This is a genomic window from Streptomyces sp. Y20 (genome assembly GCF_043195475.1).
In the GTDB taxonomy this organism is placed as follows: domain Bacteria; phylum Actinomycetota; class Actinomycetes; order Streptomycetales; family Streptomycetaceae; genus Streptomyces.
Window position 1 is genome coordinate 104249 of sequence record NZ_JBIDDP010000013.1, and the last position, 18822, is coordinate 123070.

22 protein-coding genes are annotated in these 18822 nt (G+C 70.9%); 8 read left to right on the forward strand and 14 right to left on the reverse strand.

What is annotated here, in order from left to right:
• Position 1 precedes the first annotated feature (1 nt).
• Positions 2-964, forward strand: a complete 963-nt coding sequence (locus ACGFT1_RS27935) for an ABC transporter ATP-binding protein (protein WP_356947562.1) — start codon at positions 2-4, stop codon at positions 962-964.
• A 9-nt stretch (positions 965-973) separates the two neighbouring features.
• Entirely contained in the window at positions 974-1765 is a 792-nt protein-coding gene (locus tag ACGFT1_RS27940) for a DUF1707 domain-containing protein (RefSeq protein WP_373911751.1), read from the forward strand.
• A gap of 48 nt (positions 1766-1813) precedes the next feature.
• On the opposite strand, the gene ACGFT1_RS27945 is transcribed toward ACGFT1_RS27940, so the two are convergent.
• On the reverse strand, positions 1814-2221 hold the full coding sequence (locus ACGFT1_RS27945; protein ID WP_373911752.1) for a hypothetical protein: 408 nt from the start codon (positions 2219-2221) through the stop codon (positions 1814-1816).
• Positions 2222-2399: 178 nt separating this feature from the next.
• Here ACGFT1_RS27945 and ACGFT1_RS27950 point away from each other — a divergent pair, with 178 nt between their 5' ends.
• Entirely contained in the window at positions 2400-2768 is a 369-nt protein-coding gene (locus tag ACGFT1_RS27950; protein ID WP_373911753.1) for a carbohydrate-binding module family 20 domain-containing protein, read from the forward strand.
• Between the two features lie 177 nt (positions 2769-2945).
• Here ACGFT1_RS27950 and rph read toward each other — a convergent pair whose 3' ends face one another.
• Both rph and ACGFT1_RS27960 read right to left on the reverse strand, forming a co-directional pair.
• On the reverse strand, positions 2946-3683 hold the full coding sequence (rph, locus tag ACGFT1_RS27955) for a ribonuclease PH (RefSeq protein ID WP_373911754.1): 738 nt from the start codon (positions 3681-3683) through the stop codon (positions 2946-2948).
• Between the two features lie 92 nt (positions 3684-3775).
• Complete coding sequence (locus ACGFT1_RS27960; RefSeq protein WP_356823861.1) at positions 3776-4009, reverse strand: PTS glucose/sucrose transporter subunit IIB; 234 nt, start codon at positions 4007-4009, stop codon at positions 3776-3778.
• 186 nt (positions 4010-4195) lie between these two features.
• Here ACGFT1_RS27960 and ACGFT1_RS27965 point away from each other — a divergent pair, with 186 nt between their 5' ends.
• Together ACGFT1_RS27965 and ACGFT1_RS27970 are read left to right on the forward strand one after the other, a co-directional pair.
• Positions 4196-5506: a PTS transporter subunit EIIC gene (locus ACGFT1_RS27965; protein WP_373911755.1), complete on the forward strand. Its 1311-nt coding sequence runs from the start codon at positions 4196-4198 to the stop codon at positions 5504-5506.
• Positions 5507-5688: 182 nt separating this feature from the next.
• Entirely contained in the window at positions 5689-6957 is a 1269-nt protein-coding gene (locus tag ACGFT1_RS27970; protein WP_373911756.1) for a PTS transporter subunit EIIC, read from the forward strand.
• A 69-nt stretch (positions 6958-7026) separates the two neighbouring features.
• Here ACGFT1_RS27970 and ACGFT1_RS27975 read toward each other — a convergent pair whose 3' ends face one another.
• A complete protein-coding gene (locus ACGFT1_RS27975) occupies positions 7027-7779 on the reverse strand; it encodes an MBL fold metallo-hydrolase (RefSeq protein WP_373911757.1) in 753 nt (250 codons plus the stop codon).
• A 235-nt stretch (positions 7780-8014) separates the two neighbouring features.
• On the opposite strand from ACGFT1_RS27975, the gene ACGFT1_RS27980 reads away from it, so the two are divergent.
• Positions 8015-8473 (forward strand): type II toxin-antitoxin system PemK/MazF family toxin, encoded by a 459-nt coding sequence (locus ACGFT1_RS27980; protein ID WP_373911758.1) that lies wholly within the window; start codon positions 8015-8017, stop codon positions 8471-8473.
• On the opposite strand, the gene ACGFT1_RS27985 is transcribed toward ACGFT1_RS27980, so the two are convergent.
• The 8 genes from ACGFT1_RS27985 to clpS all read right to left on the reverse strand — a co-directional run bounded on the left by ACGFT1_RS27985 (position 8470) and on the right by clpS (position 13834).
• Positions 8470-8919: a hypothetical protein gene (locus tag ACGFT1_RS27985; protein ID WP_373911759.1), complete on the reverse strand. Its 450-nt coding sequence runs from the start codon at positions 8917-8919 to the stop codon at positions 8470-8472. The genes ACGFT1_RS27980 and ACGFT1_RS27985 overlap by 4 nt on opposite strands.
• A gap of 71 nt (positions 8920-8990) precedes the next feature.
• Complete coding sequence (locus ACGFT1_RS27990) at positions 8991-9941, reverse strand: PLP-dependent cysteine synthase family protein (protein ID WP_373911760.1); 951 nt, start codon at positions 9939-9941, stop codon at positions 8991-8993.
• A 17-nt stretch (positions 9942-9958) separates the two neighbouring features.
• Positions 9959-10237, reverse strand: a complete 279-nt coding sequence (locus tag ACGFT1_RS27995) for a MoaD/ThiS family protein (protein ID WP_373911761.1) — start codon at positions 10235-10237, stop codon at positions 9959-9961.
• 119 nt (positions 10238-10356) lie between these two features.
• Positions 10357-10452 (reverse strand): putative leader peptide, encoded by a 96-nt coding sequence (locus ACGFT1_RS28000; protein ID WP_328363763.1) that lies wholly within the window; start codon positions 10450-10452, stop codon positions 10357-10359.
• A gap of 95 nt (positions 10453-10547) precedes the next feature.
• A complete protein-coding gene (locus ACGFT1_RS28005; protein ID WP_373911762.1) occupies positions 10548-10979 on the reverse strand; it encodes a Mov34/MPN/PAD-1 family protein in 432 nt (143 codons plus the stop codon).
• A gap of 154 nt (positions 10980-11133) precedes the next feature.
• Complete coding sequence (locus tag ACGFT1_RS28010; protein ID WP_373911763.1) at positions 11134-12570, reverse strand: amino acid permease; 1437 nt, start codon at positions 12568-12570, stop codon at positions 11134-11136.
• A 327-nt stretch (positions 12571-12897) separates the two neighbouring features.
• Positions 12898-13503, reverse strand: coding sequence for a DUF2017 domain-containing protein (locus tag ACGFT1_RS28015; RefSeq protein WP_373911764.1), 606 nt, complete (start codon positions 13501-13503; stop codon positions 12898-12900).
• 13 nt (positions 13504-13516) lie between these two features.
• Entirely contained in the window at positions 13517-13834 is a 318-nt protein-coding gene (clpS, locus tag ACGFT1_RS28020) for an ATP-dependent Clp protease adapter ClpS (protein WP_130436552.1), read from the reverse strand.
• 55 nt (positions 13835-13889) lie between these two features.
• On the opposite strand from clpS, the gene ACGFT1_RS28025 reads away from it, so the two are divergent.
• Both ACGFT1_RS28025 and ACGFT1_RS28030 read left to right on the forward strand, forming a co-directional pair.
• Entirely contained in the window at positions 13890-15236 is a 1347-nt protein-coding gene (locus tag ACGFT1_RS28025) for a nicotinate phosphoribosyltransferase (RefSeq protein ID WP_373911765.1), read from the forward strand.
• A 101-nt stretch (positions 15237-15337) separates the two neighbouring features.
• Entirely contained in the window at positions 15338-15925 is a 588-nt protein-coding gene (locus ACGFT1_RS28030) for a nicotinamidase (RefSeq protein WP_356823873.1), read from the forward strand.
• Positions 15926-15939: 14 nt separating this feature from the next.
• Here ACGFT1_RS28030 and ACGFT1_RS28035 read toward each other — a convergent pair whose 3' ends face one another.
• Positions 15940-16266, reverse strand: coding sequence for a hypothetical protein (locus tag ACGFT1_RS28035; protein WP_373911766.1), 327 nt, complete (start codon positions 16264-16266; stop codon positions 15940-15942).
• A gap of 121 nt (positions 16267-16387) precedes the next feature.
• Entirely contained in the window at positions 16388-18745 is a 2358-nt protein-coding gene (locus tag ACGFT1_RS28040; RefSeq protein ID WP_373911767.1) for an immune inhibitor A domain-containing protein, read from the reverse strand.
• Positions 18746-18822 lie beyond the last annotated feature (77 nt).

Genomic DNA, 18822 nt, shown 5'->3' on the forward strand with positions numbered 1-18822 from the left:
CGTGAGTGAGTTCATCGCACTGGAGAAGGTCGAGAAGGTCTTCGAGGTGCGTCGGAAGGCCGGGTTCCTCAAGCGGGAGCGGCACGAGGTGCGGGCGGTGGACTCGATCTCGTTCACCGTGGCGCGCGGGGAGATGGTCGGGTACATCGGGCCGAACGGCGCGGGCAAGTCGACCACGATCAAGATGCTGACCGGCATCCTGACGCCGAGCGCGGGGCGGCTGCGGGTGGCCGGCATCGATCCGGCGCGGGAGCGCGCGCGGCTGGCGCACCGGATCGGAGTGGTGTTCGGGCAGCGGACCACTCTGTGGTGGGACCTGCCGCTGGCCGACTCCTACCGGCTGGCGCACCGCATGTACCGCATACCGGACGCCCGTTACCGCCAGAACCTGGACCGGCTGGTGGAACTGCTGGATCTGGGTGCCCTGTTGGACGTGCCGGTGCGGCAGCTGTCGCTGGGGCAGCGGATGCGCGGGGACATCGCGGCGGCGCTGCTGCACGATCCGGAGGTGCTGTACCTGGACGAGCCGACGATCGGTCTGGACGTCGTCTCGAAGGCCAGGGTGCGGGAGTTCCTGCGGGAGGTGAACGCCGAGCGCGGTACGACGGTGCTGTTGACCACGCACGACCTCCAGGACATCGAGCAGTTGTGTTCGCGGGTGATGGTGATCGACCACGGGCGGCTGGTGTACGACGGCTCGCTCGACGGGCTGCACGAGGCCGGGGAGAGCGAACGGACGCTGGTGGTGGACCTGGAGCGGGAGCTGCCGCCGGTCGAGGTGGCGTCGGCGCGGGTGGTGCGGGTGGAGGGGCCGCGGCAGTGGCTGGCATTCCCTGCGGGGCAGTCGGCGGCGCCCCTGGTGGCGGATCTGGCGGCCCGGTACCCGCTGGTGGATCTGTCGGTGCGGGAACCGGACATCGAGGCCGTCATCGCCAGGATGTACGCGGAGAGGGCCGTCTCGTAGGGTGTCGTCATGAGCGACGACGCAGCCCCGGACCTCCGCGCGTCCGACGCCGACCGAGAGCGAGTCGCCGAGATACTGCGGGACGCCCTGGCCGAGGGGCGGCTCGCCATGGAGGAGTTCGAGGAGCGGCTGGAGGCGGCCTACACCGCGCGGACGTACGGCGAGCTGGCGCCGCTGACCCGCGATCTGCCCGGGGTCGGCACCGTGGCGCCGGCCCCGGTCTCCTTCACCAAGGCACCGGTGGGCGACGGTCGTTGGGCGCCGCGGATCACCGGGGGGCCGGCGTCCTCGACGGCGGTCGCGATCCTGTCGGGGTTCGAGCGCAAGGGCCGCTGGACGATGCCCAGACGGTTCAGCTGCTTCGCGTTCATGGGCGGCGGCGTCATCGATCTCAGGGACGCGGACTTCGCGGACCGTGAGGTCGAGATCGTCTGCGTGGCGGTCATGGGCGGCCTCCAGATCGTCGTGCCGCCGGGGGTCGAGGTCGTCGTGCGCGGGATCGGGGTGATGGGCGCCTTCGAGCATCCGGCGGACGACGGTCCGCCCGCGCCGGATGCCCCGCGGGTGGTCGTCGGCGGTTTCGCGTTCTGGGGCGGGGTCGGCGTGGAGCGCAAACTTCCGCGTGCGGAGCGGCAGCGGCTGAAGGAGCGGCGCCGCCGGGAGAAGCTGGAGCGCAGGGAGTCCCGGCACGAGCTGCGGCACGCGCGCCGCGCCGAGCGGCACGAGCTGGACCCCGCGCGCCGGGCCGGGCGCCGGGACGCGCGGCGGGAGCGGGAGCGGTATCGCGGCGGGGAGCACTGAGGCGCCCCGCACCGGCGCGAGCGCCCACGGCCCGCGCCCCTTGAGTGCCTACGACGTGCAGACCTTGGTGAGTTCGCCGGCCGCGTCGGTGACGGGGCCGACGTCGGGGGTGCGGTCGCCGTCGCGGATGGCGGCGCGGACGTTGCCGATGGCCCGGTTCAGGTCGTCCACGGCCTTGTTCACGTCGGTGTCGTCCGTCTTGGCGCCGATCTCGCGCAGGCTCTTGTCGATGGAGTCGAGCGAGGCGTCGGTCCGGGAGGGGTCGGCGGCGGCGTTCTCCACGGCCTGCTGGAGGTCGGTGACGCTGTCGGCGATGGCGTCGGCGGACTGCACGCAGTCCAGGGCCTTGTTCACGGCGTCGCAGCCGGTGGTGAGGCCGGCGGTGAGCGCGGCGGCGGCCACGGCGGCGGCGATGGCGGTCACGCGGCGCCGGCGTGCGCGTCGGCTGGCGGCCATGATGGGGTCCCCTCCCTGGTACGGCTGGACGGGCGCACGCCGATGGGTCGCGGGCCCGCACTCACAGGGACGCCGGGGAGCGCCGCCGGGTTGCCGCCGGCGTCCGGGGGTTCGGCTTGCGCGCCGGGGACGCTCCTCGACAGGACATCGGGTCCCGGCCGCCCGGCGGTCGGTGCTCATGCTCGGTGTGCTGCTCACCGGCCTGCTCGCCGGCACGGCTCCCCACACCCGGGCGACCACGGTGGGAGACGTATTCCGTCACGTTCCGCGCGCAGGCCACCCCGGAGGGCGAGACGCTCCTGGTCTCCGGCAGCGCCCCGCAGCCGGGCGGCCGGGCCCCGGCCGAGGCCGTCCCCTGGGCACCACCGCGAGCGCCTGCCCGCACTGGTCGAGCACCGTCCAGCTGCCCGCCGGCGCCACGGTGCAGTACAAGTACATCAAGCGCTCCCCCACCGGCACCTTGACGTGGGAGAGCACCCCCGACCGCACCCTGACCGGCTCCCCGGACGTGCCGGGCACCGACGACCACCGGAACGCCGTCCCGTGACCGCGGCCTTCCACCTCGCCGTCACCACCGCCCGGCGCCGGACGCCGGTTGCCACCGGGCACGCTGACGCCCCGGCACCGCGGCCGAGCGGTACGGATCAGATACCGCTCGGCCGCGGCACCCGCCAGTGTCCCCGCCCGGCCGCCGGCATCTCCCCCCACCGCCGGACGGACGCGCTCAGCTCTCCTGCGTCCGCGCCAGGGCGGTCTGCTGCAGTGCGGTCAGGTCGGCGCAGCCGGCGACGGCGAGGTCGAGCAGGGCGTCGAGTTCCGTGCGGGCGAAGGGCTGGGCCTCGGCGGTGCCCTGGACCTCGACGAAGCGGCCGTCGCCGGTGCAGACGACGTTCATGTCGGTCTCGGCGCGCACGTCCTCCTCGTAGCAGAGGTCGAGCAGCGGGACACCGTCGACGATGCCGACCGAGACGGCGCTCACGGTGCCGGTGAGCGGCTTCCGGCCGGCCTTGACGAGCTTCCTGCCCTGCGCCCAGGCGACGGCGTCGGCCAGGGCGACGTAGGCGCCGGTGATGGCCGCCGTGCGCGTGCCGCCGTCGGCCTGGAGGACGTCGCAGTCGAGGACGACGGTGTTCTCGCCGAGCGCCTTGTAGTCGATGACGGCGCGCAGGGAGCGGCCGATGAGCCGGGAGATCTCGTGGGTGCGGCCGCCGATCCTGCCCTTGACGGACTCGCGGTCGCCGCGGGTGTTGGTGGCGCGGGGCAGCATGGCGTATTCCGCGGTGACCCAGCCCTCGCCGCTGCCCTTGCGCCAGCGCGGGACGCCTTCGGTGACGGAGGCGGTGCAGAGGACCCGGGTGTCACCGAAGGAGACGAGGACGGAGCCCTCGGCGTGCTTGCTCCATCCTCGCTGGATGGTGACCGGGCGGAGCTGTTCGGGGGTACGGCCGTCGATGCGAGACATGCCGACGAGCCTATCGGCACAGGCGGAAGGGGCTCCTCCCGTATCGGGAAGAGCCCCTCGGGGTGAACGGGTTCACCGGTGAGCCGGGGTGCTCACATCATGTCTTCGATCTCCGCGGCGAGCGGGTCGGCGTCGGTGCCGATGACGACCTGGATGGCGGTGCCCATCCTGACGACACCGTGGGCACCGGCGGCCTTCAGGGCGGCCTCGTTGACGAGCTCGGGGTCGGACACCTCGGTGCGCAGCCGGGTGATGCAGCCCTCGATCTCCTCGATGTTGTCGATGCCGCCGAGGCCGGCGACGATCTTCTCAGCCTTGCTGGCCATGTTCCTTCTCCCTGATCCGAACCGCTTTGTCGCAGTAACCCACAGTTGGCCCATCTTCGCGAGCGGTCATGCCGTCCGCGCCGGATGATGGCGTTCACGACAGCGGAACCGTCCGCCGACTGGTCTACACCACCCTGGGGAAGGTCGCCAAACCGCCTCCCGGTCGGGCGCCCCGGAAAGGACGCCATGAGTGCCGAGAGCGCGGCCGGCCCCCACCGGGTCCACCTCCAACGGCTGTTCCAGGGCCTCCAGAAGATGGGGCGCAGCCTCCAGCTGCCCATCGCGGTGCTGCCGGCCGCGGGCATCCTGAACCGGCTGGGCCAGCCCGACGTCTTCGGCGACCAGGGTCTGGGCTGGACCGATGTCTCCAAGGTGATGAAGGGGGCCGGCGGCGCGCTGCTCGACGGCTCCCTGGGACTGCCGCTGCTGTTCTGCGTGGGCGTGGCGATCGGCATGGCGAAGAAGTCGGACGGCTCCACGGCGCTGGCGGCGGTGGCGGGCTTCCTCGTCTACTACAACGTGCTGCACCAGTTCCCCGAGCGGTGCCCGGGCGGCTCCACGGCGATCCCGGACGTCGGCTGCCAGGTGAGCGTCGGGTCGGGCGTCGGCGCGGTGACGCCGTACGCGTTCCAGAACCCCGGCGTGTTCGGGGGCATCGTGATGGGTCTGCTGGCGGCCTTCTTCTGGGCCCGCTACCACCGCACCCGCCTGGTGGACTGGCTGGGCTTCTTCAACGGCCGCCGCCTCGTCCCCATCGTCATGGCGTTCGTCGCGATCGGCTTCGCGGCGCTGTGCCTGTGGGTCTGGCCGCCGATCGGCGGCGCCCTGGAGAGCTTCGCGGACTGGCTGCGGGACCTGGGCGCGTGGGGCGCCGGCCTGTTCGGCCTGGCCAACCGGGCGCTGCTCGTCATCGGCCTGCACCAGTTCCTGAACGTGCCCGTCTGGTTCCAGTTCGGCACCTACACGCCACCGGGCGGCAGGCCCGTGCACGGGGACATCAACATGTTCCTGGCGGGCGATCCGCACGCCGGCCAGTTCACCACGGGCTTCTTCCCGATCATGATGTTCGCACTGCCGGCCGCCGCGCTGGCGATCACGCACTGCGCCCGGCCGGAGCGCCGCAAGGAGGTCGGCGGCCTGATGCTCTCGGTCGCGCTGACGTCGTTCGTGACGGGCATCACCGAACCCCTGGAGTACTCCTTCCTGTTCGTCGCGCCCGCGCTGTACGCCGTCCACGCGGTGCTCACCGGCGTCTCCCTGGGGGCGAGCTGGGCGCTCGGGGTGCACGACGGCTTCAGTTTCTCCGCGGGCCTGATCGACTACGTCATCAACTGGAACCTCGCGACGAAACCGTGGGCGATCATCCCGATCGGCCTGGCCTTCGCGGCCGTGTACTACGCCGTCTTCCGGTTCGCGATCACGCGCTTCGACCTGCGGACGCCGGGACGGGAACCGGCCGAGGTGGCGGAGGAGATGGACCGCGACAACGTGCGGTGAGCGGGGCGCCGGGCGGCCGGGCGGACGAGTACGCACTGTAGCGCCGCGACCGCGGATCAGTGGGTTCCTTATCCCGCGTTCATCGTGCTACAACAGGTCTACACCAGTGAGTGGTGTAGACCAGAGACGCTGCCGTCCCCCTCCTCGGTTCCCGGGCGGCGCCCTGCTTACCGGAGGAAGTTGTGACCACGGCCAGCGCCGCTCCCGCGGCCGACCAGAAGAAGAAGGGCGCCGGCGTGATGGCCGTCCTCCAGCGTATCGGGCGCAGCCTGATGCTCCCGGTGGCCGTGCTGCCGGCCGCCGCCCTGCTGGTGCGCCTCGGCAACGCCGACATGCTGGGACGCCCGTCCTTCCCGGCCTTCCTGACGAAGATCGCGTCCTTCATGGCCGCCGGCGGCAACGCCATCCTCGACAACATGGCGCTGCTGTTCGCGGTGGGCATCGCCATCGGCTTCGCGAAGAAGTCGGACGGCTCCACCGCCCTCGCCGCGGTCACCGGTTACCTCGTGTTCAAGAACGTGCTCGGCACGTTCACCGACAAGAACCTGCCGAAGGTGGCCACCGTCGTCGACGGCAAGGTCCACATGGTGAACGCCCCGGTGGACGCCAAGGTCCTCGGCGGCGTGGTGATGGGCATAGTCGTGGCCCTGCTGTACCAGCGCTTCCACCGCACCAAGCTGCCCGACTGGGCGGGCTTCTTCGGCGGCCGTCGCCTCGTCCCGATCCTGGCGGCGTTCGCCGGTCTCCTCCTCGGCATCGTCTTCGGCTACATCTGGCCGGTCCTCGGCACGGGCCTGCACAACTTCGGCGAGTGGCTGGTCGGCTCGGGCGCCGTGGGCGCGGGCATCTTCGGTGTCGCCAACCGTGCGCTGATCCCGATCGGCATGCACCACCTGCTGAACTCGTTCCCGTGGTTCCAGGCGGGCGAGTACCACGGCAAGAGCGGTGACATCGCGCGCTTCCTGGCCGGCGACCCCCACGCGGGCCAGTTCATGACCGGCTTCTTCCCGATCATGATGTTCGCCCTGCCGGCCGCCTGCCTGGCCATCGTCCACTGCGCCCGGCCCGAGCGCCGCAAGGTCGTCGGCGGCATGATGTTCTCGCTGGCGCTGACGTCCTTCGTCACCGGCGTCACCGAGCCCATCGAGTTCACCTTCATGTTCATCGCGCCGGTGCTGTACGCCATCCACGCGGTCCTCACCGGCCTCTCGCTGGGGCTGACCTGGGCGCTGGGCATGAAGGACGGCTTCGGCTTCTCGGCGGGCGTCGTCGACTTCGGCCTGAACCTGGGCATCGCCAGCAACCCGTGGGGCCTGGTCGTGGTCGGCCTGTGCTTCGCGGTCGTCTACTACGTGGTCTTCCGCTTCGCGATCACCCGGTTCGACCTGCCCACGCCGGGCCGGGAGTCCGACGAGGAACTGGCCGAACTCCAGAAGGCCGAGGGCAAGTAGCCCGGTCGGCCCGGACGACGCGCGGGGCCCCGGAACCAGGACGGTTCCGGGGCCCCGCGCACGTCACGCTCAGATGTCGTACGTCTGTCCCGGCGCCGCCAGCGCCACCGGCCCGGCGAACACCTCGCGGGCGTCCCGCAGGTTCACCAGGGGGTCGGTCCACGGCGGGATGTGGGTGAGCACCAGGCGGCGGGCGCCCGCGCGGGCCGCCGTCTCACCCGCCTCACGGCCGTTGAGGTGCAGGTCGGGAATGCTCTCCTTGCCGTGCGTGAACGCGGCCTCGCACAGGAACAGGTCGGTGTCCCGGGCCAGCTCGTCCAGCGTGGCGGTGACGCCCGTGTCGCCGGAGTACGTCAGGGACCTACCGCCGTGCTCGACCCGGATGCCGTACGCCTCCACGGGGTGGCGGACCCGCTCCGTGTGCACGGTGAACGGGCCGATCTCGAACGTGGACGGCTTGACCGTGTGGAAGTCGAAGACCTCGCTCATGGAGGAGGCGGAGGGGGTGTCCGCGTAGGCCGTGGTCAGCCGGTGCTCGGTGCCCTCGGGGCCGTAGACCGGGACCGGGCCGCACCGGCCGCCGTCATGGCGGTAGTAGCGCGCCACGAAGTAGGCGCACATGTCGATGCAGTGGTCGGCGTGCAGATGGCTGAGGAAGATCGCGTCGAGGTCGTAGAGACCGCAGTGGCGCTGGAGCTCGCCGAGGGCGCCGTTGCCCATGTCGAGAAGCAGCCGGAAGCCGTCGGCCTCGAGGAGGTAGCTCGAACAGGCCGATTCCGCGGACGGGAACGACCCCGAGCTGCCGACGACGGTGAGCTTCATGAAGCAGAAACCTCCGCTGGCGGGAACCGGTGGGCGGTACGGGAAGGCCGGTCAGGATGGGGGCTGACGGGGGGCGTGCGGTGCGTCGAGCGTAAGGCGCGCGGGCGCGGGTCGCTCCTTCGCCAGGGGCCGTTGTGGGCGAACTCACCTGTGCTGTCACCGGTTCGGCTGGACCCGGGGTGGGGGATTCACCGGAGGGCGCGCAATGTGCGGCGCGCGCCGGTAACGTCTTCGTATGGACACGTCCTGGTGGCTGGCGCTCGCGGCGGTGGTACTGCTGGCGCTGGTCGCCACGCTCGTCGACGGCTGGGGCCGCGGCCGCCGGCCGGGCGGGCGGCGGCTGCGGCCCCCGGGCCGGCCGGGCACGCGGACGACCCACGCGGCACGGCCCTCTCCCGGCGACATCTGGTGGGCGGATGTGCCCTACGAGGACCGGGCCGCGGTGAAGGACCGGCCGTGCCTGGTACTGGCCGTGCGCGGCGACCGGGCCACGGTCGCGAAGATCACCAGCAAGTACCACGACGAGCGCAGCGGGGTGATCCCGCTGCCGCCGGGCGCGGTCGGCGACGCCCGGGGCCGGCCCAGCTTCCTGGAGACCGACGAACTGCGCGAGGTCCCGGTGGGCCACTTCCGGCGCCGGGTGGGCGCGGTCGACCCGGTCCTGTGGGACCAGGTACGCCACCTCGCGGGTTAGCCCACCCGCACGGTCACCGTCCACTCCTCGATGCCTTTGCAGGAGACCCGGTCCGGGGCGGTGGGCCGGGCGCACAGCGGGCGGGACGAGGTGAGCCTCACCGTGCCGGCGGTCACCGCCCGGTACGCGGCCGTGGCGTCACCCGGCCGCAGGACGAAGCCCGCGTTGATGCCCCGCAGAGCGGTACCGCTCGCGCTGACCGGCTTCCACGGGCGGGCGCGGGTGCCGTCCAGGGTCAGGCGGAGCTCACCGCCCTCGGCCACGCAGACGGTGCGGCCGTGGTCGGCGGCCGTCAGCTCCGCGTGGCCGGTGCAGCCGCCCGCGGACCGGGTGGGGGACGGCGGCGCCGACGCCTTGCCGCCGCTCCCGGTGTCCGCCTGCCGGGAGCCGCAGCCCGCGAGGAGCAGCGCTGCCGCCGTGAGGGCGAGGGGGGTCGTACGGCGCATGGGGTCCGCCTTTCCGCCGGTGTCCGGTCTCCTGGTACGGATGTGACGTACCACCGGCGCGGTCGGATCCCCTACGCCCAGAGCTGGCCCTGGAGCGTCTCGATGGCCTCCTCCGTGGTGGCCGCCGTGTAGACGCCGGTGGAGAGGTACTTCCAGCCGCCGTCGGCCACGACGAAGACGATGTCGGCACTCTCGCCCGCCTGGACGGCCTTCCTGCCGACGCCGATCGCCGCGTGCAGGGCCGCGCCGGTGGAGACGCCCGCGAAGATGCCTTCCTGCTGGAGGAGTTCGCGGGTGCGGGTGACCGCGTCGGCGGAGCCGACGGAGAAGCGGGTGGTGAGCACGGAGGCGTCGTACAGCTCCGGGACGAAGCCCTCGTCGAGGTTCCGCAGCCCGTACACCAGGTCGTCGTAACGGGGTTCGGCGGCGACGACCTTGACGTCCGGCTTGTGCTCGCGCAGGTAGCGGCCGACGCCCATGAGGGTGCCGGTGGTGCCGAGGCCGGCCACGAAGTGGGTGATCGAGGGGAGGTCGGCGAGGATCTCCGGGCCCGTCGTGGCGTAGTGGGCACCCGCGTTGTCCGGATTGCCGTACTGGTAGAGCATCACCCAGTCGGGGTGCTCGGCGGCCAGCTCCTTGGCCACGCGTACGGCGGTGTTGGAGCCGCCGGCGGCCGGTGAGGGGATGATCTCGGCGCCCCACATGCCGAGCAGCTCCCGGCGCTCCTGCGAGGTGTTCTCCGGCATCACGCACACCATGCGGTAGCCCTTGAGCTTGGCCGCCATGGCGAGGGAGATGCCGGTGTTGCCGGAGGTGGGCTCCAGGACGGTGCAGCCCGGGGTCAGCCGGCCGTCCTTCTCCGCCTGCTCGATCATGTGCAGGGCGGGACGGTCCTTGACCGAGCCGGTGGGGTTGCGGTCCTCCAGCTTGGCCCAGATGCGGACCTCGGAGGACGGCGACAGCCGCGGCAGGCGCACCAGGGGGGTGTTGCCCACCGCGGCCAGCGGGGAGTCGTAACGCATCGCTGGTCAGCGGCCGATCAGCGCATGCCGCCGGCCACGGCCGGCAGGATCGTGACGTTGTCGCCGTCGGACAGCTTGGTGTTGATGCCGTCCAGGAAGCGGACGTCCTCGTCGTTCAGGTACACGTTGACGAAGCGGCGCAGCTGGTCGCCGTCCACGATGCGGGCCTGGATGCCCGCGTGCCGGGCCTCGAGGTCGGCGAACAGCTCGGCGAGGGTGTTCCCGCTGCCCGCCACCGCCTTCTGGCCGTCGGTGTACGTGCGGAGGATGGTGGGGATGCGGACCTCGATGGCCATGGCTCAGGGCTCCTGTCGGAAGGTGTCGGGTCGGTGGGCGCGCGGCGGCGCGGGGCGCACGGGTGGCGTACGCGGATCTGGGCGCCGCGGCCCACGGCCGTACGGCGGCAGGGCCGGCGTCAACAGATGGCGCTGGCGAGCCTGCACAGGTCGACGTGCAGCCGCGCCACGAGCAGTGTGCCCGGCGTCTTCTCGCTCACGTCGTGGAAAACCATGGGCTCATCGTATCGATTCCCGCGACGTTCCCCGGAGGGTCTTCCCACATCCCGGACGCGATTCGTCCACCTTGTGGGACGATGTGCGTCCGGAGTCACGGCGAGGGGTACGCCTCGACCACCTTGACCTCCTCCTCGGTGACCTCACCGGCGAGGATGCGGAACGAGCGGAACTGGAACTCGCCGGCGCCGTCGGTGTCGGCCGTGGAGACCAGGACGTAGTGGGCGCCGGGCTCGTTGGCGTAGGAGATGTCCGTGCGGGAGGGGTAGGCCTCGGTCGCGGTGTGGGAGTGGTAGATGATCACCGGCTCCTCGTCGCGGTCGTCCAGGTCGCGGTAGAGCTTGAGCAGGTCCTGGGAGTCGAACTCGTAGAAGGTGGGCGAGCGGGCCGCGTTGAGCATCGGGACGAACCGCTCGGGGCGGCCGGAGCCCGCCGGGCCGGCGACCACGCCGCACGCCTCGTCGGGGTGGTCCTCGCGCGCGTGGGCGACGATTCGGTCGTACAGGGCCTGGGTGATGGTCAGCATGGGGGCCAGGATAAGCAGAGGGGCCGTCCCGTACCGGGGGTCGGTACGGGACGGCCCACATGCCGGACGTCCTGAGCGGCGCCGCCGGGGGCGCCACGAGTGCTCCCGGCGGCAGGACGTCCCGGGGGGGTGTTCTCCGGGGTGCGTCGGTTCCTCAGCGCTTGCGGAAGGCCGCGGCCTCCGGGTTGCGGCGCTTGAGCACCAGGTAGGCGACGCCGAGGATCAGGGCCCACAGCGGCGCGCAGTACAGCGAGACCCGGGCGTCCTTGTCGATGCCCATCATGACGATCACCATGCCGATGAAGGCGAGCGCGAACCAGCTGGTGAACGGGGCGCCCGGCGCGCGGAACTCCGAGCGGGGCAGTTCACCGCGGTCGGACTTGGCGCGGTAGCGGATCTGGCAGAACAGGATGACGATCCACGCCCACATGCCGGAGATGGTCGCGAAGGACACCACGTAGTCGAACGCCTTGCCCGGCCACTGGTAGTTGATCCACACGCCGACCAGCATCAGCGCGGCGGAGACCGACGTGCCGACGAGCGGGGTGCCGCTGGAGGTCAGCCGGGTGAAGACCTTCGGGCCCTGGCTGTTGAGCGCGAGGTCGCGCAGCATGCGGCCGGTGGAGTACATACCGGAGTTGCAGGAGGACAGCGCCGCGGTGAGCACGACGAAGTTCACGATGCCGGCGCCGGCGGCCAGGCCCATCTTCTGGAACGCGGCCACGAACGGGCTGACACCCGGGTGGAAGGCGGTCCACGGCACGACCGACAGGATCATGATCAGCGCGCCGACGTAGAAGACGGCGATGCGCCACGGCACGGTGTTGATCGCCTTGGGCAGCACGGTCTTGGGGTCCTTGGACTCGCCCGCGGTCACACCGACCAGCTCGACGGCGAGGAAGGCGAACATGACCATCTGGAGGGTCATCAGGGTGCTGCCGACGCCGTGCGGGAAGAAGCCGCCCTCGTTCCACAGGTGGCTGACGGAGGCGGTGTCACCGGCGTCGGAGAAGCCGATCGTGAGGATGCCGGCGCAGATCAGGATCATGCCGATGATGGCGGTGACCTTGACCATGGAGAACCAGAACTCCAGCTCGCCGAAGAGCTTCACGGAGATCAGGTTGGCGCCGTACAGGACGACGGTGAAGATCAGCGCCGAGATCCACTGCGGGATGTTCCACCAGTACGTCATGTAGGCGGCGGCCGCGGTGACCTCGGTGATGCCCGTGACCACCCAGAACAGCCAGTACGTCCACCCGGTGACGAAACCGGCGAACGGGCCGATGAACTCGCGCGCGTACTCCGAGAACGAACCCGACACCGGGCGGTACATCAGCAGTTCGCCGAGTGCCCGCATGATGACGAAGATGACGAGGCCCGCGACGGCGTACGCCAGGATCAGGCTGGGGCCCGCCTTGGAGATGCCCTTGCCCGCGCCCAGGAACAGGCCCGTGCCGATGGCACCGCCGATGGCGATCATCTGGATCTGCCGGGAACCGAGCCCGCGCTGATACCCCTCGCCGCCCTCGTGATCCTCGGCCCGCGCGGCCTCATTGCCGTCGCGATGCTGGTCGACCTGCGCTGAGGTCATGTGTGGTGCGCCTTTCTCCATGCCGATCCGGGCCTTTCGTCGGCCTCGGACCGGGTCTCGATCCCCCTGGACTTCTGGAGCTGTTGCCTGGCCGACGGTCGTCGGCTCGGTGGCGCACCCGGCCGAGACATGGGTGGTCTTCGCCGGGCGGTCGTGAAGATTTATCACGCCCGCAACACTGATCACAGGGATGCGGTGTGGTGCATCACACAAGGAGAAGCGGACAAAAGGCGTTCGAACGCGTCAAAACCGGCCGCAACGGTGACGGGATCGTTATCCGGATTTGAGCGTCCTCTGAGCGAACGGTGACGCAGAGAAATGACCGGATTACGGCATAAGGGTCGTGACCAGGGTTTCCTGGAGACCACCCAGCCACAGGTAGGCCAGCACCATCGGCTTGCGCGGGTCCTCCTCCGGGAGCCGGTAGAGCAGGTCGGTGTCGTCGTCGTCGGTGATCTCCAGGCGGGCGCCGATGGCCAGCCGGAGGTCGTTGAGGGCGCCGAGCCACTGCCGGGACTCCTGCGGGGACAGCTCGAGCACCGCCCCGCCCTCGTCCACCGGGGCGAGCGCGTCCAGGGTGCGGACCACGGTCAGCGCGCTCTCCCGCTTGCCGGCGCGCAGGTCGTTCTCGGTGAAGCGGCGGAACTCCGCGGAGTGCGCCCGTCGCTCCTCGGCGTCGCCCGGTGAGGCGGGGGCATGTTCGGGATCGGTGTAGGCGTCCGGGAAGAGCCGGCGCAGCACCGGGTCCGCGGGCGGCTCGCTCGGCCCCTCGGCGAACAGCTCGGCGAGCGGGTCGTCGGGGGTGTCGGCACCGGGGCCGGGGCCGATCAGCTCCAGGAGCTGGACGGCCAGCGACCGGATGATGGAGATCTCGACGTCGTCGAGCGCGACGGCCGCGCCGCCGCCGGGGAGCGGTTCGAAGTGTCCGGGCATATGTGGTCGGTCGCTACTTCCGGTCCTGCTGAAGGGTGGCCCACAGACCGTAACCGTGCATCGCCTGCACGTCGCGTTCCATCTCCTCGCGGCTCCCGCTGGAGACGACCGCCCGGCCCTTGTGGTGGACGTCGAGCATGAGCTTGGTGGCCTTGTCCTTGGAGTAGCCGAAGTACGTCTGGAAGACGTACGTCACGTAGCTCATGAGGTTGACCGGGTCGTTGTGGACGATCGTGACCCAGGGGACGTCGGGCTCGGGTACGGCGAAGACCTCCTCCGCCGACTCGGTGCGTTCGATCTCTACGGGCGCGGGTGACGTCACAGGGCCCATGCTGCCACGGGCGCGATAAATCGTCACACTGACGAGATGGGGGTACTATCCCGTCATGAACACAGCGGACCTTGGGCTGCCGGTGGACGTTCCCTCGACGGCACTCTTCACGGACCAGTACGAGCTGACCATGCTGCGGGCCGCGCTGAAGGCCGGCACGGCCGAACGGCGCAGCGTGTTCGAGGTCTTCACCCGGCGGCTGCCGGACGGACGGCGCTACGGCGTGGTGGCCGGCACCGGGCGCGTCCTGGACGCGGTCGAGAACTTCCGCTTCGACGCCGGCGTGCTCGGCTTCCTGCGCGAGCAGGGGATCGTCGACGAGGAGACCCTGGAATGGCTCGCCGGCTACCGCTTCAGCGGCGACGTCTGGGGCTACCCCGAGGGCGAGGTCTACTTCCCGGGCTCGCCGATCATGCGCGTCGAGGGCAGCTTCGCCGAGTGCGTCCTGCTGGAGACCGTGATCCTCTCCATCCTCAACCACGACTCGGCGATCGCCGCGGCGGCCTCCCGCATGGCCTCCGCCGCCGGTGACCGCCCGCTGATCGAGATGGGTGCCCGGCGCACCCACGAGCTGGCCGCCGTGGCCGCCGCGCGGGCCGCGTACGTCGGTGGCTTCACGACCACCTCCGACCTGGCCGCGGGCTTCCGCTACGGCATCCCGACCGTGGGCACCTCGGCCCACGCCTTCACCCTCCTGCACGACCAAGAACGCGACGCCTTCCGGGCCCAGGTCGACACCCTCGGCCGCGGCACGACCCTGCTGGTGGACACCTACGACGTCACCGAGGCCGTCGGTACGGCGGTGGAGGTGGCCGGACCCGGGCTGGGCGCCGTCCGCATCGACTCCGGCGACCTGCTGCTGGTGGCCCACCGGGTGCGCCAGCAGCTGGACGAGCTGGGCGCGACCGACACCAAGATCGTCGTGACCTCCGACCTGGACGAGTACGCCATCGCCTCGCTGGCCGCCGCTCCCGTGGACGCGTACGGCGTCGGCACCCAGCTGGTCACCGGCTCCGGGCACCCGACCGCGTCCATGGTCTACAAGCTGGTCGCCCGCGCCGAGACCGCCGACCCGAAGGCGCCGCTGGTGCCGGTCGCGAAGAAGTCCACCGGCGGCAAGACCTCCGTCGGCGGACGCAAGTGGGCCGCGCGCCGCACCGACGCGGAGGGCATCGCGGAGGCCGAGGTCGTCGGCACCGGGCCGGTCCCGTCCGCCCTGGCCGGCCGCGAACTCCAGGTCCAGCTGGTCAAGGGCGGCGAGGTGATCGCCCGCGAGCCGCTCGACGTGCCGCGCGACCGCCACATCGCGGCCCGCGCGAAGCTGCCGCTCTCCGCCACCCAGCTGTCCCGGGGCGAACCCGTCCTTCCGACGGAGTACGTCCACGGGGGCTCGGGTAGCTAGGACGAAACGGCCGGGAGCGGGAGCGCCGTCCGCCCCCTCCCGCACCGGCCGGTAAGTCCCTAGTCTCAGTCACCTGCCTCCTCACTCGAAGGACACCCGCCATGCGCCGCGCCCTGATCGTCGTAGACGTCCAGAACGACTTCTGCGAGGGAGGCAGCCTCGCGGTGTCCGGCGGTGCGGACGTGGCCGCCGCCGTCACCGAGCTGATCGGCCAGGCGGCGGGCACCGGATACCGCCATGTGATCGCCACCCGTGACCACCACATCGCGCCCGGCGGCCACTTCGCGGACGACCCCGACTACGTCCGCTCCTGGCCCGCGCACTGCGTCGCGGGCACGGAGGGCGTCGGCTTTCACCCGAACTTCGCCCCCGCCGTCGCCTCCGGCGCGGTGGACGCCGTGTTCGACAAGGGGGCGTACGCGGCGGCCTACAGCGGGTTCGAGGGCACCGACGAGAACGGGGTCGCGCTCGCCGACTGGCTGCGCTCCCGGGAGATCGACGAGGTGGACGTCGTCGGCATCGCCACGGACCACTGCGTGCGCGCCACCGCGCTGGACGCCGTACGGGAGGGCTTCCGTACGCACGTGCTGCTGGACCTGACCGCGGGCGTCGCCGAGGAGACCACCACACGCGCGCTGCGGGAGCTGCGCGAGGCGGGCGTGGAACTGACCGGCAAGCCCGCCGTCTGACCGGGCGGCGGGGCTCAGGCGCGGGCGGCGGGCCGGCGCAGCAGGGCCGTGATCGGCTGCCACAGCTCCGTCACGGTGACACCGTTGTCCGCGGCCGCGCGCCATATCAGGCCGTCCGGATGGTGCAGCACCGCCGTGACCTCGTCCGGTGTGGGAGGCAGCGCGTTGCCCCGCAGGTAGACCGCCCGCAGCCCCAGGTTGCGCAGCCGGGTCAGGGCCCGTGCCCGGTTCCTGGCGTGCACCAGGACCCGCACCGCGGCCGGCACCCCGGCGGGACTCGGCAGGTTCAGTGCCACCACCACCGTGTCGTCCGGCAGCTTGCAGAAGCCTCCAGCGGCCATGCGGTCACATCCCCGTCCGGGTCGGTGTCAATAAGCGGTCCACAGGACGCACCTAAACACGACCGGCGGCAACCCGCCAAGGGGTTGCCGCCGATACGCTTGTGACCTGCGGTGATGTGGACTACTTCACCGCGGGGCCGACCTTGAGCTGGATCGTGGAGCCGTCCTTGGCCTCCTTGACGATCGTGATCTTGGTGTTGGTGTCAGTGACCTTGACGCCGCCGGTGGGGTTCGAGGCGTCGTAGTAGGTGCCGGTGTGGTCGTTGAAGACCCGGACACCCTTCGACGCCTTGATCTTCAGGGCGACGTCGGCCTTGTGCAGGGTGATGCCGTCCGTGCCGTAGAGGCTGAACGGGGAGTCGTACGCCTGGACGCGGTTGCGCAGCAGCGTGCCGTCCGCCCACTTCAGCGCCTTCGGGTGCGAGTCGACCGGCAGGATCAGACCGGTGCCCGGGTGACCGTTGGTCTCGTTCGTGTTGTTGTCCGCCTGGGAGGTGTCCCACTTCCAGACCAGCAGGCCGTTCTGGTACGGGTAGTGCTCCACCCAGTCGGGGCGCGACGCGAAGCCGAAGTTGTACGGGCCGCTCTTGAGCGTCTTGTCGTACGACACGTACTGGCGGTTCTCGGCGATGTAGTACTGGGCGTAGTTCTTGGTGAACGACGCGCCGACCCGGGAGAAGCCGGCCGCGGTCCAGCCGGCGTCCGCGGTCTCGGCGTTGTCCGAGAAGACCGGGGCGCCGTCGGCGGTCACGGTGATCTCGTCGGCCGTGAAGCCGTTCTCCGCGACACCGCCGTCGGTGGCGTAGCGGAAGCGCACGTCGATCTTCTTGCCCGCGTAGGCGTCGAGCGGGAACGACAGCTTCTTGTGCGTCTGCGAGAAGCCGGTCAGCGCCGGCTTGCCGCTGGCGTCGCGCGGGAGGGCCTGGCCGTCCGCCGTGCCGTCCAGGGCCGTCCAGTTGGCGCCGCCGTCCGTCGACACCTCGGTGTAGACGTAGTCGTAGCCCTCCTCGGTGGCCCACCAGCCGTCCAGGCTGAGGTTCGCCGACGACTTGCCGGTGAGGTCCACGGTCCGGGTCAGCGTGTTCTTCAGGTCGTTGCCGCTGCCGCTCCACCACTGGGTCGAGCCCTCGGCGGGCTGCGTGATCGTGGTGGTGACGGCCTTGTCCGGCAGGGACACCACGAGGGCCTGCTTGTCCCACGTGTTGTACTCGGCGGGGCCGAGCTTGTGCGTGGACTGCTTGCCCGCCTTGGCGCTGTCGTAGTTCAGCCAGCCCAGCTGGAGCTTGTCCCAGGCGTTCATGTCGCCCGGCAGGTCGCCGATGGACTCCTTGCCGGTGCCCAGCCAGGAGCCGGACGACATCAGGGTCCAGAAACCGGTGGAGTTGTCGCCGCCGGCGGTGTCGTACTCGTCCGGCAGGCCGAGGTCGTGGCCGTACTCGTGGGCGTAGACGCCGAGGCCGCCGTTCTCCGGCTGGATGGTGTAGTCGCCGACCCAGATGCCGGTGTCGCCGACCTGGGTGCCGCCGAGCTTGTTGCTGGTGGGGCCGGTGGCACCGGCGTCGGTGCCGAAGGCGTACCAGCGGTGCGCCCAGATGGCGTCCTTGCCCTGCGCGCCGCCGCCCGCGGACTCGTCCTCACCGGCGTGCACGATCTGGAAGTGGTCGACGTAGCCGTCGGGCTCGTTGAAGTTGCCGTCGCCGTCGTAGTCGTAGCGGTCCCACTGGTCGTACTTGGCCAGGTCCGCCTTGATGTCGGCGTCGGACTTGCCCGCCTTCTTCTGCTGGGCGACCCAGGCCTTCAGACCGTCGCTGACGACGTTCCACACGCTCGGGCAGTTGGTCTGGCCGCACGCGTTGTTGCCGTAACGGGCCTCGTTGTAGGGGACCTTGACCCAGTCGGTGACCTCACCGGAGACCGAGTAGCGGCCCGAGGACTGCTTCTCGTAGTACTTCTTCAGCGACTCGGTCTTCTTGCCGGTGCCGAAGTAGAGGTCCTGGTAGTGCTTCTGGTCGTAGTCCTTCTGCCAGGCCGTGGAGTTGTCCTTCTTGCGGTCCGGCGCGGCTATCGTGTTGTGCAGCGGGCCCGCGGTGCCTCCGTACTTGGGGTCCGTCTGGTTCCCGAACTCCACGAGGATCGTGAAGATCTTGTCGGTCTTCTCGCGGCTCAGCTCGACGTACTTGCTCCGGCCCTTGCCGCTCTTGAGCTTGACGACCTTGGAGCCGTTACGCTCCTGCGCGGTGGCCTTGCCCGATATGAGCTGCTTCAGGGCCTCCTGGCGCTGGGCGTCCTGGGTCTTGCTCAGGGGGCCGTCCAGGTCGTGCTTCTGCTGCCTCACCGGAGCCGGGTCGTGCCGGTTGGCGGCCGCGGCCGGGCGCTGCGTGCCCGCCTCCGCGACCGCGAAGGTGGCGAACGTGGCGGAGGCCGCCGCGAGCGTCACGCCGATGGCGGCCGCTCTGAACGTCCAGGATCTGCTGGTCACTTGAGTTCCTCCCCCGCGCCGCGCGCACGGACAGGGGGTTCCAGGGCATGGAGGAATCCGTGCGCGCTCGATCAACG

Bases quoted from the DNA above. Each gene is read 5' to 3' on its own strand.
- ACGFT1_RS27995 (WP_373911761.1), bottom strand. From the start codon at position 10,237: ATGGCCATCGAGGTCCGCATCCCCACCATCCTCCGCACGTACACCGAC.
- ACGFT1_RS27950 (WP_373911753.1), top strand. From the start codon at position 2,400: ATGCTCGGTGTGCTGCTCACCGGCCTGCTCGCCGGCACGGCTCCCCAC.
- ACGFT1_RS27990 (WP_373911760.1), bottom strand. From the start codon at position 9,941: ATGCGTTACGACTCCCCGCTGGCCGCGGTGGGCAACACCCCCCTGGTG.
- ACGFT1_RS28015 (WP_373911764.1), bottom strand. From the start codon at position 13,503: ATGCCCGGACACTTCGAACCGCTCCCCGGCGGCGGCGCGGCCGTCGCG.
- clpS (WP_130436552.1), bottom strand. From the start codon at position 13,834: ATGGGCCCTGTGACGTCACCCGCGCCCGTAGAGATCGAACGCACCGAG.
- ACGFT1_RS27965 (WP_373911755.1), top strand. From the start codon at position 4,196: ATGAGTGCCGAGAGCGCGGCCGGCCCCCACCGGGTCCACCTCCAACGG.
- ACGFT1_RS28005 (WP_373911762.1), bottom strand. From the start codon at position 10,979: ATGCTGACCATCACCCAGGCCCTGTACGACCGAATCGTCGCCCACGCG.
- ACGFT1_RS28010 (WP_373911763.1), bottom strand. From the start codon at position 12,570: ATGACCTCAGCGCAGGTCGACCAGCATCGCGACGGCAATGAGGCCGCG.
- ACGFT1_RS28025 (WP_373911765.1), top strand. From the start codon at position 13,890: ATGAACACAGCGGACCTTGGGCTGCCGGTGGACGTTCCCTCGACGGCA.
- ACGFT1_RS27985 (WP_373911759.1), bottom strand. From the start codon at position 8,919: ATGCGCCGTACGACCCCCCTCGCCCTCACGGCGGCAGCGCTGCTCCTC.
- ACGFT1_RS28035 (WP_373911766.1), bottom strand. From the start codon at position 16,266: ATGGCCGCTGGAGGCTTCTGCAAGCTGCCGGACGACACGGTGGTGGTG.
- ACGFT1_RS28000 (WP_328363763.1), bottom strand. From the start codon at position 10,452: ATGGTTTTCCACGACGTGAGCGAGAAGACGCCGGGCACACTGCTCGTG.
- ACGFT1_RS27945 (WP_373911752.1), bottom strand. From the start codon at position 2,221: ATGGCCGCCAGCCGACGCGCACGCCGGCGCCGCGTGACCGCCATCGCC.
- rph (WP_373911754.1), bottom strand. From the start codon at position 3,683: ATGTCTCGCATCGACGGCCGTACCCCCGAACAGCTCCGCCCGGTCACC.
- ACGFT1_RS27940 (WP_373911751.1), top strand. From the start codon at position 974: ATGAGCGACGACGCAGCCCCGGACCTCCGCGCGTCCGACGCCGACCGA.
- ACGFT1_RS27980 (WP_373911758.1), top strand. From the start codon at position 8,015: ATGGACACGTCCTGGTGGCTGGCGCTCGCGGCGGTGGTACTGCTGGCG.
- ACGFT1_RS27975 (WP_373911757.1), bottom strand. From the start codon at position 7,779: ATGAAGCTCACCGTCGTCGGCAGCTCGGGGTCGTTCCCGTCCGCGGAA.
- ACGFT1_RS27960 (WP_356823861.1), bottom strand. From the start codon at position 4,009: ATGGCCAGCAAGGCTGAGAAGATCGTCGCCGGCCTCGGCGGCATCGAC.
- ACGFT1_RS28030 (WP_356823873.1), top strand. From the start codon at position 15,338: ATGCGCCGCGCCCTGATCGTCGTAGACGTCCAGAACGACTTCTGCGAG.